This window comes from Aeoliella sp., from assembly GCF_965227375.1.
GTDB lineage: Bacteria > Planctomycetota > Planctomycetia > Pirellulales > Lacipirellulaceae > Aeoliella.
In genome coordinates, this window is sequence record NZ_CBDDFX010000001.1 from 845,545 (window position 1) to 862,288 (window position 16,744).

14 protein-coding genes are annotated in these 16,744 nt (G+C 58.1%); 12 read left to right on the forward strand and 2 right to left on the reverse strand.

Features of this window, described 5'->3' with window-relative positions:
- Positions 1 to 68 precede the first annotated feature (68 nt).
- Complete coding sequence (locus ACQK2L_RS03430) at positions 69 to 620, reverse strand: phosphatase PAP2 family protein (protein ID WP_425395530.1); 552 nt, start codon at positions 618 to 620, stop codon at positions 69 to 71.
- A gap of 152 nt (positions 621 to 772) precedes the next feature.
- Here ACQK2L_RS03430 and ACQK2L_RS03435 point away from each other — a divergent pair, with 152 nt between their 5' ends.
- From ACQK2L_RS03435 to ACQK2L_RS03475, 9 genes are all read left to right on the forward strand, one after another.
- A complete protein-coding gene (locus ACQK2L_RS03435; RefSeq protein WP_425395531.1) occupies positions 773 to 1,792 on the forward strand; it encodes a Rieske 2Fe-2S domain-containing protein in 1,020 nt (339 codons plus the stop codon).
- Positions 1,789 to 2,694, forward strand: a complete 906-nt coding sequence (locus ACQK2L_RS03440) for a fatty acid desaturase family protein (RefSeq protein WP_425395532.1) — start codon at positions 1,789 to 1,791, stop codon at positions 2,692 to 2,694. The genes ACQK2L_RS03435 and ACQK2L_RS03440 overlap by 4 nt, the downstream gene beginning before the upstream one ends.
- Positions 2,672 to 3,406 (forward strand): acyltransferase, encoded by a 735-nt coding sequence (locus tag ACQK2L_RS03445; RefSeq protein WP_425395533.1) that lies wholly within the window; start codon positions 2,672 to 2,674, stop codon positions 3,404 to 3,406. Before ACQK2L_RS03440 ends, ACQK2L_RS03445 begins: the two co-directional genes overlap by 23 nt.
- Positions 3,399 to 4,007, forward strand: coding sequence for a YybH family protein (locus tag ACQK2L_RS03450; protein WP_425395534.1), 609 nt, complete (start codon positions 3,399 to 3,401; stop codon positions 4,005 to 4,007). The genes ACQK2L_RS03445 and ACQK2L_RS03450 overlap by 8 nt, the downstream gene beginning before the upstream one ends.
- A 16-nt stretch (positions 4,008 to 4,023) precedes the next feature.
- On the forward strand, positions 4,024 to 5,382 hold the full coding sequence (locus tag ACQK2L_RS03455) for a B12-binding domain-containing radical SAM protein (protein WP_425395535.1): 1,359 nt from the start codon (positions 4,024 to 4,026) through the stop codon (positions 5,380 to 5,382).
- Positions 5,383 to 5,400: 18 nt separating this feature from the next.
- Positions 5,401 to 6,783, forward strand: a complete 1,383-nt coding sequence (locus ACQK2L_RS03460) for a B12-binding domain-containing radical SAM protein (RefSeq protein WP_425395536.1) — start codon at positions 5,401 to 5,403, stop codon at positions 6,781 to 6,783.
- The gene (locus ACQK2L_RS03465; protein ID WP_425395537.1) at positions 6,743 to 7,858 is read left to right on the forward strand and encodes a hypothetical protein; all 1,116 of its coding nucleotides are present in this window, start codon (positions 6,743 to 6,745) and stop codon (positions 7,856 to 7,858) included. The genes ACQK2L_RS03460 and ACQK2L_RS03465 overlap by 41 nt, the downstream gene beginning before the upstream one ends.
- Positions 7,859 to 7,929: 71 nt before the next feature.
- Positions 7,930 to 8,604: a hypothetical protein gene (locus tag ACQK2L_RS03470; RefSeq protein ID WP_425395538.1), complete on the forward strand. Its 675-nt coding sequence runs from the start codon at positions 7,930 to 7,932 to the stop codon at positions 8,602 to 8,604.
- Position 8,605: 1 nt separating this feature from the next.
- Positions 8,606 to 10,273 (forward strand): GH3 auxin-responsive promoter family protein, encoded by a 1,668-nt coding sequence (locus ACQK2L_RS03475; RefSeq protein WP_425395539.1) that lies wholly within the window; start codon positions 8,606 to 8,608, stop codon positions 10,271 to 10,273.
- Between the two features lie 53 nt (positions 10,274 to 10,326).
- Here the strand turns inward: ACQK2L_RS03475 and ACQK2L_RS03480 are convergent, their stop codons facing one another.
- Positions 10,327 to 12,375 (reverse strand): endo-1,4-beta-xylanase, encoded by a 2,049-nt coding sequence (locus ACQK2L_RS03480; RefSeq protein WP_425395540.1) that lies wholly within the window; start codon positions 12,373 to 12,375, stop codon positions 10,327 to 10,329.
- A gap of 416 nt (positions 12,376 to 12,791) precedes the next feature.
- Between ACQK2L_RS03480 and ACQK2L_RS03485 the strand changes: the two genes are divergently transcribed.
- From ACQK2L_RS03485 to ACQK2L_RS03495, 3 genes are all read left to right on the forward strand, one after another.
- Positions 12,792 to 13,847 (forward strand): LacI family DNA-binding transcriptional regulator, encoded by a 1,056-nt coding sequence (locus tag ACQK2L_RS03485; protein ID WP_425395541.1) that lies wholly within the window; start codon positions 12,792 to 12,794, stop codon positions 13,845 to 13,847.
- A 55-nt stretch (positions 13,848 to 13,902) separates the two neighbouring features.
- Positions 13,903 to 14,616: a PEP-CTERM sorting domain-containing protein gene (locus tag ACQK2L_RS03490; RefSeq protein ID WP_425395542.1), complete on the forward strand. Its 714-nt coding sequence runs from the start codon at positions 13,903 to 13,905 to the stop codon at positions 14,614 to 14,616.
- A gap of 279 nt (positions 14,617 to 14,895) precedes the next feature.
- Entirely contained in the window at positions 14,896 to 16,737 is a 1,842-nt protein-coding gene (locus ACQK2L_RS03495) for a hypothetical protein (protein WP_425395543.1), read from the forward strand.
- Positions 16,738 to 16,744: the final 7 nt, after the last annotated feature.

The window sequence follows — 16,744 nt, forward strand, 5'->3', positions numbered from 1 at the left end:
TCCTCGGAAGCGTCTTCTTGCCGATCGGAGTCGGCAACTGCAGCCAGTGGCACTCAATGCCGCGAGCGCTACACGCCTGTTCGGCAGGCACTTGCTACCAGCACGGCGAGCGCCGCTCCGGCGAGGACGTCCACGATGTAGTGCTGGTGGGTCAGCAATGTCGAGAGGCTGATCGCCAGCGCCCACAACCATAAGAGCGCACTCGCATGGAAACTCAAATACTTGGAATAGAAGCTGGCACACAGGAAGGCCATCCCCACGTGCAGGCAGGGGAGGTTGTTGTACGAGAGGTTCACCCAGTCTGCAAAACGGAACACCTGACCTACAGGGCCGTCGACAACTGGCGTCTCGCGGACTTCTTCACTCGGGAGCAGTAGGAATCCAACACCCGAACATACAAAGAGGACCGCCGAAGCTACGGCAAAAGACCTGAGCCTCTCAGGCGTCTGCAGGACGAAGGGAGCCAGCCACAGCATCAGGAATAGCGATAGATAGACAAAGGTTGCCTCGGGAACAAAGGGTATCTGCAAGTCCACACGACAATGAAGTTGCACGCGGTAGGTATGAAGCGAAGTTACCCAGCAGGCTCCGCCGTAGACAACGATCCATAGCCCCGTCAACAATGTTCCGTAGCACACAAATGCTATCCAGCATTCCCTGGTTGGCCACTGCAAGGATGTTTGGACGCTTTTCACCGTTTTCATTCATCCATTCGCCAGACAAGCCGGTATAATGCCGACCTGAGTTGAATCGATTCTCCGGATACGGAACCATGTCTCAGGTGGCCATCGAAAACCCGGTGATTTTCCATGCGACGCTGCCCACTCCGTCGCAGTTTCCAGTTCAGCCGGCCACGTGGTACCTATTCTGCCGTTCGAGCGAGCTGAGAGACAAGCCGGTATCGAAAACCATACTCGGCCATCGAATGGTGGCCTTTCGTGACTCGCACGGCAACGTGTCGATACTGGACGCCCATTGCGCGCATTTGGGAGCCGATCTAGGGCGCGGTCGAGTTCGTGGCGACTGTCTGCAATGTCCCTTCCACCACTGGAGCTATTCCCAGCAGGGCAAATGCGTGTCGATTCCCCAGGCCACGTCGATTCCGGACTCGGCCAAGTTGCGCGTGTACCCAGCCGTCGAGCGCCACGGCTACGTGTTTTTCTTCCTTGGTTCCGAACCACTGTTTCCCTTGCCGTTCTTTTCTGACTGTGATCCCGACGAGTTCGTTGCCAGCCAGACGTTTACCTTCCCGATGGACGCCCCGTGGTTCATGCTGGTGGGCAATGGGTTCGATGGTCAGCACTTTCAGTCGGTGCATGATCGCAAACTGACAGGCCCGCCCGTGGTCGATTGCCCTGACCGCTACGCGCGGCGGATGCGTTTCGACGCCGAGGTGGTAGGCCACAGCATCTTCGATCGGTTGCTGAAACGGTTCGTCGGCAAGTTCGTCCGCGTATCGATTACCTCTTGGGGAGGGCCGTTCGTCCTGGTGGAAGGGAAGTTCGGTCGCGCGCATAGCCGCTTGCTGGTGGCCAGTCGGCCCGTCGATCCTTCGAACACACTTTCGCACGTCATGGTGTTTGCCAAGAAGTCCAGCAGCCGACTCTTCGACCACCTCAGCCTGCGGACTCGGCGGCGATTCACGCAGGCGTTCCTGCAGTACGACATCGATAAACTCCGCGGTGTGCGATATCAGCCCGCCGGATTGACGCCGCAGGACGCCGAACTGATCGAGTACTTTCGCTGGGTCGCCGATTTGCCTCGTAGCGACTATGAGGAGTTGGCCCCATGAAGCAATACCCCATTCCATGGCGACTGAACCTGTTGATCGTTGCGCTACAGTCATTGGCGGCGCTGGCGGTGTTCTGGGGAGCAGCGCACACCAGTCAGTGGTGGCAACTGGGGATGCTGGCGATGGCGTTTGCCATCGTCGGAAACTCGATCTACGCGATGATGCATGAAGCCGAGCACGGCATCCTGCACCCGAATCGCTGGTACAACGACGCCGTGGGGGTCTACCTGGCCCTGTTCTTCCCTGCTCCTTACCACTTGCTTCGCCAGGGGCACCTGGGGCACCATCTTCGCAATCGTTCCGACGACGAAGCATTCGACTTCTACTTCGAGGGGGAGAACTTCTTCTGGAAATGGTTGCAGCTGTACGGAATCCTGACGGGCTTCTTCTGGCTGACGATTGTTCTGACCAACCTGCTGGTATTGCTGTGCCCTTTCTTGATCCGACGACGCACCGTCGAGTTCGACCGCCCTTCGGCCGCTTTGGTGGACAGCCTGAACCCCAAGTACTGGCGCTGGATTCGGCTCGAAGCTTTAGCGGTCGTCGCTTTTCACCTGTTTATTGTCTGGGCCTTGCAGATTCCATGGGTGTCGTACGCGGTGGTGTACGTTGGCTTTGGGTTCACCTGGTCCGCCATGCAATACGTGCATCATTTTGGCACCGAGCGGGACGTGGTACACGGCGCGAGAAACCTGTGGCTGGGCTGGCCGATTGATGCGGTGTGGCTGCATCACAATTGGCATCAAGTGCATCACGAACATCCCACCGTTCCGTGGAAGTACCTGCCAGAGTTCGGCGGCGAGCGGCGATTCCTGATTCCGCAATACCTTCGCATGTGGCGTGGGCCACGATACACCGAACAACGCGTGGAGAATCGCTATGCCGGTCGAATCATCCGCTAGTCGCCCCCAGGCGATCGATCCCGCGCTCGACCTGTCGATCCGCGCTCGGCTGGCCATGGTTTTGATCGGCTACATTCCGTTGCTGCACGTCGTTCTGACGGTCGTGGCTACCGTGCTCGTGGCCAGTCGCAGCTCTGCCTGGTTGGCAACGGTCACGGCCCTCACTGCCATCTATCTCTTGCCGCCGCTGATCGTACGCATCGCGACCCCGCGAAGCTCGTTGACCGATCACCACTACTGCGTTGGCTCTGCAGGGTTCTTGCGCTGGTGGTTCTCGGCACAATGTCAGGTTGTTTTCAATCGAGTGCATCTGCTCGAAGAGCTGCTCCGCTTGGTGCCGGGCCTCTATTCGTTGTGGATGCGACTGTGGGGCGCTCAAGTGGGTTCGCTTGTCTACTGGTCGCCCAACGTGATTGTCTACGATCGTAGTTTCCTGGATATTGGAGATCGGGTTGTCATCGGTGCCGACACCAAAATCTGCCCTCACTATCTCGCTCGCTCGGCATCAGGCGAAATGGAGTTGGTGTTGGCCGTGGTTTCGATCGGGCACGACGCGCTCGTCGGCGGCATGTCGCTTCTGCCCGCTGGAGTTCGAGTCGATCCCTGCGAGCAGACCCCCGGCTATCGACCGCTGGCGCCTTTTGGTCACTTTCGCGATGGAAAACACCACCGTACTCAGCGTTTCACAAGGGGTAGAACGGACAATGAATAAGCATGCAGTCTATTTATTCTCGATGTTGCTGTACCTCGCGTTCGGAAATTCCGCCCTTGCCGACGAGGCGTCCGATCGGGAAGAACTCCGCGGACTGGTTGGCGAGTACGAAAAGGCCATTGCCGACGCCAATCCGTCCGTCCTGGGACCCTATTTGTCAGAGGATTTCACCGGGGTCATGGTGACCGGTGAAGAGGTCGACGGCATGCAATCTCTGCAAGCCTATTGGGACAAGATTCAAGGTTTGATGGGCGATGGAGGCAAGTACACCGTCGAGGTAGAAGTTGCTGAACCTGCGACCATTGACGGGGACCTTGCCTACGCCTTTGGTACCACGAAGGATCAAGTCGTTACGGGATCGGGAAAGCAATACGATTTCACTGGCTACTGGACAGCCGTCTGTCGAAGAGAGGGAGGCAGCTGGAAGATCCTCCGCATTCATGGATCCATGGATGCGGTGACTAACGTCTTTGTAAAATCGGCCATCTCGGGAGCCTCGACGTTATCGGGAATCATAGGTGGTGTCCTCGGCGTCCTTGTCGCCACGATTGTCTGCGTACTGTTTGCGCGGCGACGGTCGTCCGCCACCTCGGCGAACTGACGGATTACCCATCCTCATGAAGATTCAACTGCTATCCCCTGCCGGCGATATCCATCGCAATACGACGGGCATTTTTAAGCGCTCGTTGCGCTACGCCCCGTTGACGCTCACCACCCTCGCTGCGCTGGTGCCGGAGGACGTGGGGGCGGAAGTGACCATTCAGGATGAGGGTGTCCAGCCGCTGGACCTGGATTTTTCCGCCGACCTGGTGGGGATCTCTGCCATTACCGGCACTTCGCTGCGCGCTTATGAGATTGCCGACCAACTGCGATCACGGGGGCATACTGTCGCACTTGGTGGAGTTCATCCGACGCTGATGCCGCGCGAAGCCGCCGAGCATGCAGACACGGTCGTCACGGGCTACGCCGAGACCAGCTGGCCACAGTTGATCCGCGATTTTAGCGAAGGGCGACTGGATCGCCATTATGCCTTGCCAGTCGATCGACACTTGCGTGGCCTTCCGCTCCCCAGGCGAGACATGCTCAAGAAACGGAGCTACGCCACGGTAAACAGTATCGAAGCCACCCGAGGCTGTCCGCATCAATGCGAGTTCTGCGTGGTGCCCACCGCATGGCACGGCGTGTACGCCCGGCGGCCGGTCGAGGAGGTCATCGCCGAGCTACGGACCTTTGAGGGCCGCCACGCGGTGTTCATCGACCTGAGTCCCGTGGAGGACGTGGCCTACGCGAAGTCGCTGTACCGAGCGATGATTCCGCTGAAGATTCGCTGGGTAGGACTCGCCACAACACGACTAGCCGAGGACGAACAGCTACTGAAGCTGGCTGCCCAGAGCGGCTGCCGCGGTGTGCTCATTGGTTTCGAGTCGGTCGATCAACAGACGCTTAATGGCACGCGCAAGCACTTCCACCATGCCGATCGCTACGCTGAATACGTTAAGCGATTGCACGACCACGGTATCGGCATTCAGGGTTGTTTCGTCTTCGGCTTCGACGACGAAGACTCGAGCGTGTTTGAGCGGACCGTTGAGTTCGTCGACAAGGCAAAGATCGACTTACCGCGTTATGCCGTGGTGACCCCGTTCCCGGGTACGCCACTCTACCGTCGACTGGAGGAACAAGGGCGGCTGCTGCACCGTCGCTGGTCGCTGTACGACGTCGAGCATGTAGTATTTGAGCCGAATCGCATGACTCCGGAGCGTTTGCAGGAAGGGCTGCAGTGGAGTTGGGAGCAAAGCTACAGCTGGTCGTCCATCGCTCATCGGCTCACGGGAGCGCCCTGGTCGATTCTACCTTTATGGCTCTCCACAAATCTGGGCTATCGATTCTTCGCCCGGCACCTGCCCGACAAAGCTCAGCGAGTGTACCGAGAGTCGACGAAACCTGCAAACACACCCTCGGAACTGATTCAGCTCTAGGCCGATCGACTCAATATCATGCATGTGACGCTCATCTATCCGTCCGTTGGTCGCAAGCAGGGCAAGCCTTACGTTCGCGCATGGCAGATGCAACCACTGTCGATGGCCGTGTTGGCGAGCTTGATGCCACCCGAAGTGGAATTAGCGTTCTTCGACGACCGGATGGAGGACATCGACTACGACACCCCGACCGACCTGGTTGTGGTAAGCGTCGAGACCTTCACGGCGTTGAGAGCCTACCGCATTGCTGCCTCGTTTCGTGCACGGGGAGTGCCTGTGGTGATGGGCGGTTACCACGCGACGCTGCTACCCGAGGAGGTTTCGCAGCACGCTGATGCCATCGTGGTGGGCGACGCCGAACCGGTCTGGCAGCAGGTAATTGACGATGCCGGGCGTGGAGAGCTGCAGTCGCGGTACGACGGACGGGGCAGGAGAGAACTGCGCGACGTGATGCCCGATCGTTCGATCTTTGGCAATCGCCGATACCAGAATATCACGTTGGTGGAGTACGCCCGCGGCTGTAACTTTCGCTGCGACTTTTGCTCGATCACGGCCTTTCACCGAGCCTCGCAAAGTCACCGTCCGGCGCGAGACGTTGCCCGTGAAATGGAAGAGTCGGGTAGTCGCCGGTTCTTTATCGTAGACGACAACATCGTGAGCGAGCCAAACAAGGCCCGCTTGTTGTGCCGCGAGATCACTCCGTTGAGCATCAACTGGGTGGGTCAGGCGAGCATCCATATTGCCGAAGACGACGAACTGCTGGAGCAGATGGCCAGAAGTGGCTGCCGCGGTGTGCTGATTGGTATGGAGTCGATCAATCAGGACAACCTGTCGGCCATGGGCAAGGAGTGGAACACCGCGCGGATGAGCTATGCCGACAGCCTGAGGCAGTTTCGCAAGCACGGGCTGGCGGTCTATGGTACGTTCGTCTTTGGCTACGGCCAAGACGACTGGAGGGTTATCAAGGACAGCGTCGCATTCGCCCGCGAACACAAGTTGTTTCTGGCCGCCTTCAATCACCTGGTTCCATTTCCGGGGACGCCGCTTTATCGACGATTGCAAGAACAGGGAAGGCTGCTGTCCGATCCGTGGTGGCTGGACCCCGAAGGTCGCGTCGGCGACGTGGTGTTTCGACCTGCGAAGCTCTCCCCCGCCGAGTTGCAGGAGGGTTGCCTGTGGGCCCGGCGGCAATTCTACGGCTGGCGTTCCATGTTCGACCGAATTCGGGACCCGCTGGCTAACGCGCGCAGTGCAACCATGCTAGGCGTTTATCTAGGCCTGAACCTGGGATCGCATTTCGACATCGACCTGCGACAGGGCCTGCAGCTGGGAGTCGGAAACGAGAGCACGATAGCCAAACATGAGCCGATACGAATTCAACCTGGCCTCGCCCGAGGATGACGCGGCTCTGCGATTGCTATTGGAGTCGACCCCCATGTCAGGTGACATCCAACTTGCCTTCGCGCGGCAGCCGAGCTACTTTGCTGCCACGGCCATCGATGGGCACTACGTACAAGTGGTCACCGCGCGAGACAAACGCGCCGGGCGCATCGTCGGCATGGGCTCCCGCTCCGTATTCCAGGCCTACGTCGATGGGACACCGACCGACGTGGGCTACCTTAGTGGACTGAGACTGCTGCCAGAGTACCGCAGTCGGGCGGGGCTTGTGGCGCGTGGCTTTCGTATGTTTCGCGAACTCCACGCCGATCGCCGGGTCGCCTACTATTTGACCACCATCGCTGCCGACAACCACGCGGCACTCTCGGTGCTTACCTCACAACGTGCTGGCCTGCCAATATACCATCCATGGGGACAGTACCACACACTCACATTCGCTGCGAGAACCGGCACGGCGCCAACGACAACTAGTGGCGTCTCCCTTCGCTTCGCAACATCCGACGACGCGGACGCGATTGCCAAGTTCCTCCAAGAGCAGGGGCCGCGTCGGCAGTTCTTTCCTGTTCTCGGCGAGCAGGAGTTCGCTGGGCATCCACCGCGGCTAAAAGGTCTAGACTCCAAGTCGATCCTACTCGCTTGGACCGACCGGCAGCTGGTCGGCACGCTTGGCATCTGGAATCAATCTGCATTCAAACAGGCGCTCGTCACCGCCTACTCGCGACGGCTGTCGCTTGTTCGGCCGCTGTACAACGCGATGGCGGGGCTGCGTGGGAAGCCGGGCCTACCCCCCGCCGGCCAGCCGATGAACGTGCGTTACGCGGCCGTGCCAGTCGTTCGGCCAGACTATTCCTCGGTGGCCAGCGATCTGGTCCGCAGGGCGGCTGCGAGCCTGCGACAATCGCAGGCCGATCTGCTCTTGCTGGGATTGCACGAGCGCGATCCACTACTGCCACAACTGCGCCTGCTATCGGGACGCGAGTACGTTACACTGATGTATCTTGTGTATTGGCCTGATGAAACGCCAGACATCGACCAACTCGCAACCCGCGTGCCTTACCTCGAACTGGGCTGCCTGTAGAGACACCCTCCATGCGACTTCGCAGTTCCTTCATCCAGCCAAGCTTGATCGCACCCCACGAACGGGACCGCATGTTTGATCTCATGCAAGCATGTTATGAAAACCTCCACCGGGCACAGTTCGATCGCGATCTGGACAAGAAGTGGCTTGTCATCCAAGTACACGATCCGGCGACCGATACGCTTGTGGGGTTCTCCACGCAGGTAGTGCTTCACACCGAGGTCGAAGGCGAACCAATTCGCGCGCTCTACTCCGGCGACACCGTCATGGCGCCTTCGTACTGGGGAGACAAGTCGCTTGCCAATGCGTGGGGCCAACTGGCTTTGCAGTTAATCGACGAGGCGGACCCCGATCCGCTCTACTGGTTCCTTACCTCCAAGGGCTTTCGTACCTATCGCTACTTGCCCTTGTTCTTTCGGCAGTATTATCCCAGGCTTGGGACCGAGGGCTCCGGACATTACCACCAAGTTGTAGATTCCCTCGGGAAGCTCGTCGCCCGCGACGCCTATGATTGCCAACAGCGTATCGTTCGCACCGATTCTAGCAGGTACTTTGCACGTCCGCGTGCAGTCGATCCGGGACTTCGAGTGCGCTACGACCCGCACGTCCAGTACTTCGTCGAACAGAACCCCGGCTATGCGCGAGGCGACGAACTATGCTGCGTTGCGCCGCTCACGCGTGGCAATTTCACTAGCCTGGCGTACCGAGTGATCAACGCCAGTACCGCCAGCCAGCCGGTTCACTAGCATGCATTCGCCCCTGTTTTTGAACTCCTGCTGGATGATGTGGTGCAGCAGAGAAGCTCGAGCGTATAGACGCGACTCCCGCAGAGTACAACACGCGCAGGAGCGACTACTTCGGCAGATTGTCACGCGCAACCAGGCAACTTGGTACGGTACCAAGCACCACTTCCCACGAATCGGCGGCGTCGAGCAGTTTCGCCGGCTCGTCCCACTCACGACCTACGACGATTATCAAAAGCCTATCGAACGGATCGCGGCGGGCGAAGCCGGCGTGCTGACAGACGAGCGGGTCGAGCTTCTCGAGCCCACCAGCGGCAGCACGTCGGCCGAAAAGCTCATTCCGTACACCGCCGGCTTGCGGCGGGAGTTCCAACGGGCCATTCGCGTTTGGATCAGCGATTTGTTTACTCATCGCCCAGCGGTCCGTCCGGGGTACGCTTACTGGTCTATCTCGCCGCTGGCCAACGAAAAACGACATACAAGCGGCGGTGTTCCGATCGGCTTCGACGACGATGCCAGCTATCTCGGCAACGTCGAGAAATATCTTCTGTCGAAGACCATGGCTGTGCCGCCGGAGGTTGCCGGTTGCAGCAACCTCTCTACAGCTCTCTACGCCACGCTGTTCTTTCTGCTGCGATGCCCACAACTATCGCTCATCTCCGTGTGGAGTCCCACGTTTCTCAGCGGGATGCTGCACCTGTTGCAAACTCAATGCGAGCAACTTTGCGACGACCTGTCGCGAGGAAAAATCTCCGCAGATGTACCAAGCTGCCTGGCCAAGGAGTTCGCTCCCGACCCCGCCCGTGCGGACCACCTGCGAGCGATCCTGCAGGGCTCCAATCGGAACGCTCATTGGGCGCGAGAAGTTTGGCCGAATCTGGCACTGGTGAGTTGTTGGACCGATGGCCCTTCATCAACCTATGCGACCCAATTGCAGAACCAGCTGCCCGGAATCGAGATTCAGCCTAAAGGGTTGCTCTCCACCGAAGCCTTTACGAGCCTTCCTTTGCTTTCCCACCCCGGTGCGAGTTTGGCCTTCCGATCACACTTCTTTGAGTTCCAGAGCGTCGACCCTCATGGGGACCCCCTCGAAGACTTGACCCACTTGGCTCACGAACTGAAGCCAGGTGCACAGTATCGGGTGGTCGTCACCACTTCCGGGGGCTTGTATCGCTACCAGACGATGGATCAGGTCGAGGTGGTCGGATTCAACAACCAAGCACCGCTACTTCGCTTCGTCGGCAAGTGCGATCGCACCTCCGATCTGGTTGGCGAAAAACTTCACGCCGCGTTCGTTCAGTCGGTGCTGGACAAGGCCTTCGTCGCATTCGAAATCACACCTCAGTTCGCAGAGTTGGCCGCTCAAGGGAGTGAGAAGCCGTTCTATCTACTCAGGATCGTGGATAGCAAGTTGCACAATGATAACCAGCTATGCGAGCGGTTGCGAGCGAAGGTCGAACTCGGCCTGCGTTCGAACCGACAGTACGCTTACGCGGTCGACGCTGCCCAGCTCGGCCCCCTGCAGATCGAAACGCGTAGTCCCGCACAGGAAAAGGAGGGACCACACTCGGTATCGCTTGGCGGCAATGCCAAGCTACATCATGGGAGGTTCAAGGCAAGTACGCTTACTCTTATGACGAACAACGCATCTCCTGTAGCAAATGAGAGATAGCCGCAACTGCTGGGGAGGTCGACCATCATCGCAGGTGCGACTATTGGCGGCGACTAGCGACCAACTCGCTGCCGGCGACAGAGCAGCCCTACGGTCGATGCGGCTACTACAAGCGAACAAGTGGTGGGTTCTGGAATCGCTGTGGAGTAGTACGTCGAAGGCAAGGAACTGCCAAAGTTCTGCTTCCACAACATGTAGTCGGCGGCGTCGACTTTTCCACTACCATCGCCATCGGCGGAGAGTTCCGTGTCCGAGCCCAAGGTGTTCCGCCAAAGGGTGTAGTCGGCCAGGTTCACGGTGCCGTCATCGTTGTAGTCGCCGACAAGGATGGGAACGGTGATAGTCACCTCGTCGCCATCGGTCAAAAACTCTGCGTGAAGGCTATAGTCCGTGCCCCCAAGCGAGGCTGTCACCAAATACTCCCCTTTGAATACCCTTGCGATAGCTTCTCCAAGACCATCAGTGACGCCATCGGTCTCGGTCCACCACTCCCCAAACACCAGATCCAGATAGGCCTGACCGTTGGGTTTGATCGACCAGTCCGATCGATAGAGTGCCGCGTCCGGCCGCCAATGGGCGCCCTCCCAGAAACCCCAGTGAATCACGTCGCTCACACCGCTGTGCGCGAACATGGCTGTGAGAAAGTCGCGCGTGTAGTCAGCTTGGAGTTGCTCGTCGGTCGTTTCGAAGTCGAACTCGGTGACTTGCATTTCGAGCCCAAGCTCGTTGAAACGGTCGAGAATTTCCCACAGCTGTTCGGGCCCTGTTAGTTCACCGGCTCTATAATGACCTTGGAAACCTATGCCGTCGAGCGGCGCTCCTTGGTCCAGCAGATACTCAATCGTGTTGTAGTATTGATTCTGGTTGGAGGTGTTGGTCCCCCCGCCCGACGATAGGATGCCGTAGTCGTTGATATAGAGGTCGGTTGCATCCGTAGCGGCCTCGGCCTGCTGCAACCACGTAACCATCGCCTGGTTTCCTTCGCTGAGCTGATTCATCAAGTCGTTGTTAGTCCGCGTTTCGTTGATCACGTCCCACGCGACGACTTTTCCATTGGTAGCCGCACCGACCTCGGCAATGTGCTCGGCGATGCGGATTCGCACCTCGTTCTGTTCCGTTGGGGTCAGCGTGTTGCCACTGTCGAGCATGGCCTTAATGTCGCTAGGTAGATTGTTGTAGCCCGGCCAGACCATGACGTGGCCCCGACCTGCGATCCCCTGACTGGCGAGCCAGTCCAGTGCGTTGAGGGCACCCTGCTGAGTCCACTGACCTCCCCATTCCCCTTCCCAAGGCTGCCACTTGAGATTGTTCTCCAGCGTCGCCACATTGAACAACTCGGCCACTTTGTCCTTGTACTGATCGTATTGCGGAGCGTTGTCTCTCAGGCGATAGGCTTGAACGGCGGACCCGAAACCAAACTCATGTTGCTGCTGGTGGATCGTCACATTCGCGCCTGGCACTGGATTACCCGCGAGATCGACCACCTTCACTGTGGCATCTGCCTTGCGAATCGCGTCGATTTGGGTAGCGGCTTGAGTTCTCCACTCCGCATCGAGTTCTTGCCCTGGATAGGCTGGTGGCGTTTCGCCGGAGACCGCGATACGATCGAAGCTGATGTCGAAGGGCTGACTCGAACCGTACTGGCCCAGCACTTGCCACCTATCGATGTCCGTGAGGTCAAGATTCTGATAGTCCCCGATGCCCGACGGGGGATTATCGAGAGTGGTGGTGGAAAAAAGCCTCGAAGGAACACCAGGAGTAAGGCCTGAAACGTTGAAAGTCCACTTACCGCTACGTTGGGTTGAACCACCGCTGCCGACCTGATCGATCAGCTCGATATCAAACTGGCTGACGCCATTGCCAGCTTCGACCACCATGTCGATGACAAGTCGCTCACTCCCATAGGGGCTCAAGTCGAGGCCGCCTCCTGGGGCGACGATCCCCGCGCCTCCCCAACCGGTTGTGTTGTCCGTCAAACGAACGGATGCAGGGCCAATCGTTTGTTGGAAGGTATTACTATCAAACGTCCAGTCGAATCCGGTGCCGTTGAAGTCCGAGAGCGTGAATTCCGCCTTTGCTGTGCCAATAGGAAGCGCGAGCAAGAGCACGAGTATTCCAGGCTGACAAAGAAGGCCGAAAGTGCGCAAGAGAGTACTGTGAGAAGGGTCTCGATTCGGTTCCATTTTCGGCTTCCCAGATTGGTTGACCGCACTTCAAAAGGGCCGTTGACGCTGGCTCCTGAAGACAAGTTGCGCGGAAAGCATAGAATCACCGCTGCTCGCAGAATGCTACACGTATTTGCCAGCCCTGTCAAAAATTGCGGGTTTTGGAAAAAGCGGCAAAAAAGCGTTGACATTCCGGAATCGCCTGCATAAGTTGTGGTTAGCCATCGAGGGAATGCTACATCAATTCGTTGGCAGGACTTATCAGTTGCCTTCCCCAATCTCGCATTGGGGCTTTTTTTCCCCTCAAATTGACAGCGCTGTCAATTAGATAGCAAAGGGCTGAGGGCAAGGTAGTGGCGGCTACTATTGAACAAATTGCGAAGCGCGCCGGCGTTTCAGCTTCCACCGTCGCCCGTGTTCTGCGTGGCGATGTGAAGGGGGTGCAGAAGCGCAGTGCTATGAAGTCGGCCGAGATCCTCCGGATTTCGGATGAGTTAGGTTACAGCCCCGACTGGCGAGCACGTGCACTATCCCGCAAGCGAACCCACTCGATCGGGCTACTCTACTCGAATCCCCAGTGGATCTTCGAGGATCCGATGAACGATATCGCCGTGTCGTTCACCAGCGCCCTGCAAGAGCAAAACTACGACCTAAGGTTGATCCCTGTAACCGACTCGAGCGACTGGCGGGAGTTGGTTTATGGCAATGCGGTGGACGGTCTCGCCTTTTTGCTGGAGGTACCCGAGCAAGCCAAAGAAGTGGTGCTAAGCGATCGGCTTCCGGTTGTCCTGCTGGGCGGCAAGATGGACGACCGCGTACACGTGGTGCCCGATGACGTATCAGGTGGTTACATGGCGGCCCGACACCTGCTCGGGTTAGGACACAAGAAGATCGTCTTCTACATTGCGGATACCATTCGCCCGCACGTCAGTGTCGACGAACGGCGCCAAGGATACGAACAGGCCATGGCCAAGGCTGGGTTGGCCGACCAGATCGCCGTGTGGCATTGCGACACGGATGAAGCCATGGGGCGGTTGCTGGGCCCCGACGCTCCAACCGCGATGATCGGCTATTGCCATGTGGAAGCCCTACGCATTTCCCATGCGGCCTGGTCACATGGTCTGGCGATACCTACCGATCTGAGTCTCGTCGCGTTCAACGATATGCGGATGGTGGAGTGCATGACACCTCCATTGACAACCGTTGGCTTTGACACGGCGGAACTCGGCCGCATAGGAGCCAACTTGCTGGTCTCGCAGATTGGAACCAGCAAGGAAGAAAAACCGAGTAGCGTTATGCTGCGGCAGAAGCTCGTTGTTCGCGGCACCACAGCGCCACTTTCAGTCAGGCCATCTGCTGGCAATACCTTTGGCGGAGAAGTTGGGCACCCAAAGGATTTGAATAAGTAAGCGAGGAGGCCGTGTTGTTGTAAGTGTTACACCCTTGGCGAATTGGAGAGCACTAATGCGAATTCTATGTATGTGTTTGGCGGCACTGAGCGTGCTCCTGTGGTCGGCGGCTCCTGGCAACGCGCAGGTGTTGGTTGCCGAGTTCTCGGAAGAAACGATTCCGACAAATCCGATGAACGGTTATGGATCGTTTACGTTTGATGACTTTAGCGTGGCTGGCGCCATAACCGACGGCCCGGACAGCCTGATTTTTGACGTGCAGACGGACGATGACGGAAATAATGGATTTTTCGGCGGCATTGGTGTGGATTACGGCATCAATACCGAAGTCGCTCCGGAGGTATTTCTGCTTTTGCCACTTGATTTCGACCCAGCCGTTTCGTGGTGGGAGATGCGCGTTCGCCTGCTCGAGAATAACGCGGCCAGCACTGTGAATACCGTGTACCGCGATGTCGACACCATCGACGGCGCGAATGCTGAAGAGTTCCAATTCAACTTCGACCTCACCAGTATCCCCTCCGATGGCGAGTTTCACATCATTTCAGTCGATGCGACCAACTTCGGATTCTTCCAAACTTCCGCCGGCACTCCCGATGGTGTTAACAACCCTGGCTTGAACCAGATCCAGATTCAGAGCGTCTACGGGAGTTCCGACCGCCTGAACATCGAGGTTGATTGGGTGCGAATCTACACGGTTCCTGAACCATCAGGGCTTGTGCTACTGGGCCTTGGCGGCGTGGCTGCATGCCTCCTTCGTCGGCGCCGCTAAGTCGGTAGCAGGGCAGCAAAGTCCTGAAGGCGTCCCGATATGATTCGGGGCACACACTTCTCGCCCGCACGGGGGCGAGAAGACGGAAGTCCTTTGCCCGGTCGGCGGCAAGATAGCCGACCGGGCAGATTGTGGCAGATGGATGTTTCAGCCAAGGGGTGATCCCGAGATGCCCGAGGCGAGGAGACAGGACGTCGGGAAGAAGGCACAGCGAGCAAAGTACTTTTCGGCCAGTAGCTCATCGCACATTGCATCTCATTGACATATTTGGAGTTCTCGATGACAGGCTTACTCTCTTCCGGTCGTTCGTTCATGGCGTTGAGTCTAACGCTCGCGCTCGGGTACGCGACCGCTTCCGCCGATAGCGTCGTACCGTTGACCTACAACGGATTCATTATCAACAACACGGTCAACGGATTCGGTTCGTTTACCTACAACGGCGCCGACGACGCGCAGGTAAGCTCGCTGGGCCCCTATGCCGCGTTTGTCTACGACTCTGCCTCCGCCAGCGGAGGCGACACCATGAACGGCAGCGGATCGGGCTGGAATGTGGCCGTCAATTCCGAGTCGCCCTTCGATCAACTCTCCGGCCACATGCTCGATATCGACTCGTCGGACTACGCAGTATTCGACCGGGCAGGCTTTGGTATCAACTTCGACCCCAATGCGTACAAACTCGAAGTTGTCTATAAGCCGTTGCCAACCAACGAAGCACCCGTATTCAACGTGCAGTTCGATACGCACGATGGTTTTATCGAAGAAACCAGGGACGTCCCTGGCGTGTTCGTGCCGGGCGTAGGGAAGCGCTCGGGCGAGCAGCAGCAGTGGGGGTTCGGCTATGGCGAGGAAATGAACATCCAGCAACTGTACGACGCTGGGGCAAAGGACGCGGATGGGTTTGTTACGATCTCCACTCCTCTGACAGATGGCATGGGTGGCACGGGTCCCGACTGGACCTTCACCGGACCCACGTTCCTGTTCAATAGCGGTGATCAGAACTTCCAAACCCTCAATACGATCCAGGGCGAAGGCGATGTCGACTTTGGAACCTTCGAAGACCTGACCCCTAACGGTGTAGGGCAAATGCACCTTCAAAGCGCCTTTATCGACGACCCGGAAGACCCTAATCTTGGTCGACTACACATCGAAGTAAAGCGGATCAGCGTCGTACCGATCAATCCGGACCCCTCGTTGGTGGCGCGACTCGATGCACGAAGCGGCATCGGCCGACGCTTTGGCACCCCGTTCGCCACGACGACGAACCCAGACGGCTCCGGCGCCATCGAAAACCCGTTCCTGCACGAAGGCAATCTGGTTTCGGTGCTCGAAACCGACCAGTTGCAGCGATTTGATCAAAGCGGATTCACGAACCTCATCATCCAAACAGACGATGATGACGAAACCGGTGGATTTGGTATCTGGCAGGAACCCGGATATCAAACGTTCGACGGCACGGAAGCGACACTCGAAATCCGCGCCAGGCTTGTTCCCTTGAATCCCAATGCTCAAGAGGCAAACACGCGGGCCAACGGGTTCTCTATCGTTCTGAACGACATCGATGGCGACGACTCCGAAGAAGGAGTGGGTGGCGAAGAGTACCGCTTCGACATCGACACGTCGACGTGGAACGAAACGGATTTCGTCGACCTATCGATTCCATTGACGGACTTTGACGAGTCGATCACGCCCACAGAGTTCGAATTCGCCGGCGACGGACTGCTCACTGATTTCAACCTTTACCACTTAGGTATCGTGACCGCACAGGATGGCGGGCTCGTGGGAGTAGAAATCGAGTACATCGAGATCCGAGTGCCTGGCGGACTGCCTGGGGATTTCAATGGCGACGGTAGCGTCACCCTCGCCGATTACACGGCTTGGCGAAATCAACTGGGCGCGGACGAGAGCGTGCTGAATGGCACCGGCGATGGGTCGGGAGTCGTCGACCAAGGCGACTATCAATTGTGGAAAGACAACTTTGGCTCCGGGGCCGGCGCCGCCGCACTGTCGTCCAGCGGAGGTGTGCCTGAACCAGGCGGTTTGTCGATACTGGCGATCGTGATCGCGACCCTGGGCGGATTTCGCACTTGGAAGTACGCGTTTGCATATACCAACCACTCTTAGCCCTGGC

What these genes read in the sequence shown, in the direction of transcription:
- ACQK2L_RS03435 (WP_425395531.1), top strand. Translation starts at nt 773, where the DNA reads ATGTCTCAGGTGGCCATCGAAAACCCGGTGATTTTCCATGCGACGCTG.
- ACQK2L_RS03440 (WP_425395532.1), top strand. Translation starts at nt 1,789, where the DNA reads ATGAAGCAATACCCCATTCCATGGCGACTGAACCTGTTGATCGTTGCG.
- ACQK2L_RS03445 (WP_425395533.1), top strand. Translation starts at nt 2,672, where the DNA reads ATGCCGGTCGAATCATCCGCTAGTCGCCCCCAGGCGATCGATCCCGCG.
- ACQK2L_RS03450 (WP_425395534.1), top strand. Translation starts at nt 3,399, where the DNA reads ATGAATAAGCATGCAGTCTATTTATTCTCGATGTTGCTGTACCTCGCG.
- ACQK2L_RS03455 (WP_425395535.1), top strand. Translation starts at nt 4,024, where the DNA reads ATGAAGATTCAACTGCTATCCCCTGCCGGCGATATCCATCGCAATACG.
- ACQK2L_RS03460 (WP_425395536.1), top strand. Translation starts at nt 5,401, where the DNA reads ATGCATGTGACGCTCATCTATCCGTCCGTTGGTCGCAAGCAGGGCAAG.
- ACQK2L_RS03465 (WP_425395537.1), top strand. Translation starts at nt 6,743, where the DNA reads ATGAGCCGATACGAATTCAACCTGGCCTCGCCCGAGGATGACGCGGCT.
- ACQK2L_RS03470 (WP_425395538.1), top strand. Translation starts at nt 7,930, where the DNA reads ATGTTTGATCTCATGCAAGCATGTTATGAAAACCTCCACCGGGCACAG.
- ACQK2L_RS03475 (WP_425395539.1), top strand. Translation starts at nt 8,606, where the DNA reads ATGCATTCGCCCCTGTTTTTGAACTCCTGCTGGATGATGTGGTGCAGC.
- ACQK2L_RS03490 (WP_425395542.1), top strand. Translation starts at nt 13,903, where the DNA reads ATGCGAATTCTATGTATGTGTTTGGCGGCACTGAGCGTGCTCCTGTGG.
- ACQK2L_RS03495 (WP_425395543.1), top strand. Translation starts at nt 14,896, where the DNA reads ATGACAGGCTTACTCTCTTCCGGTCGTTCGTTCATGGCGTTGAGTCTA.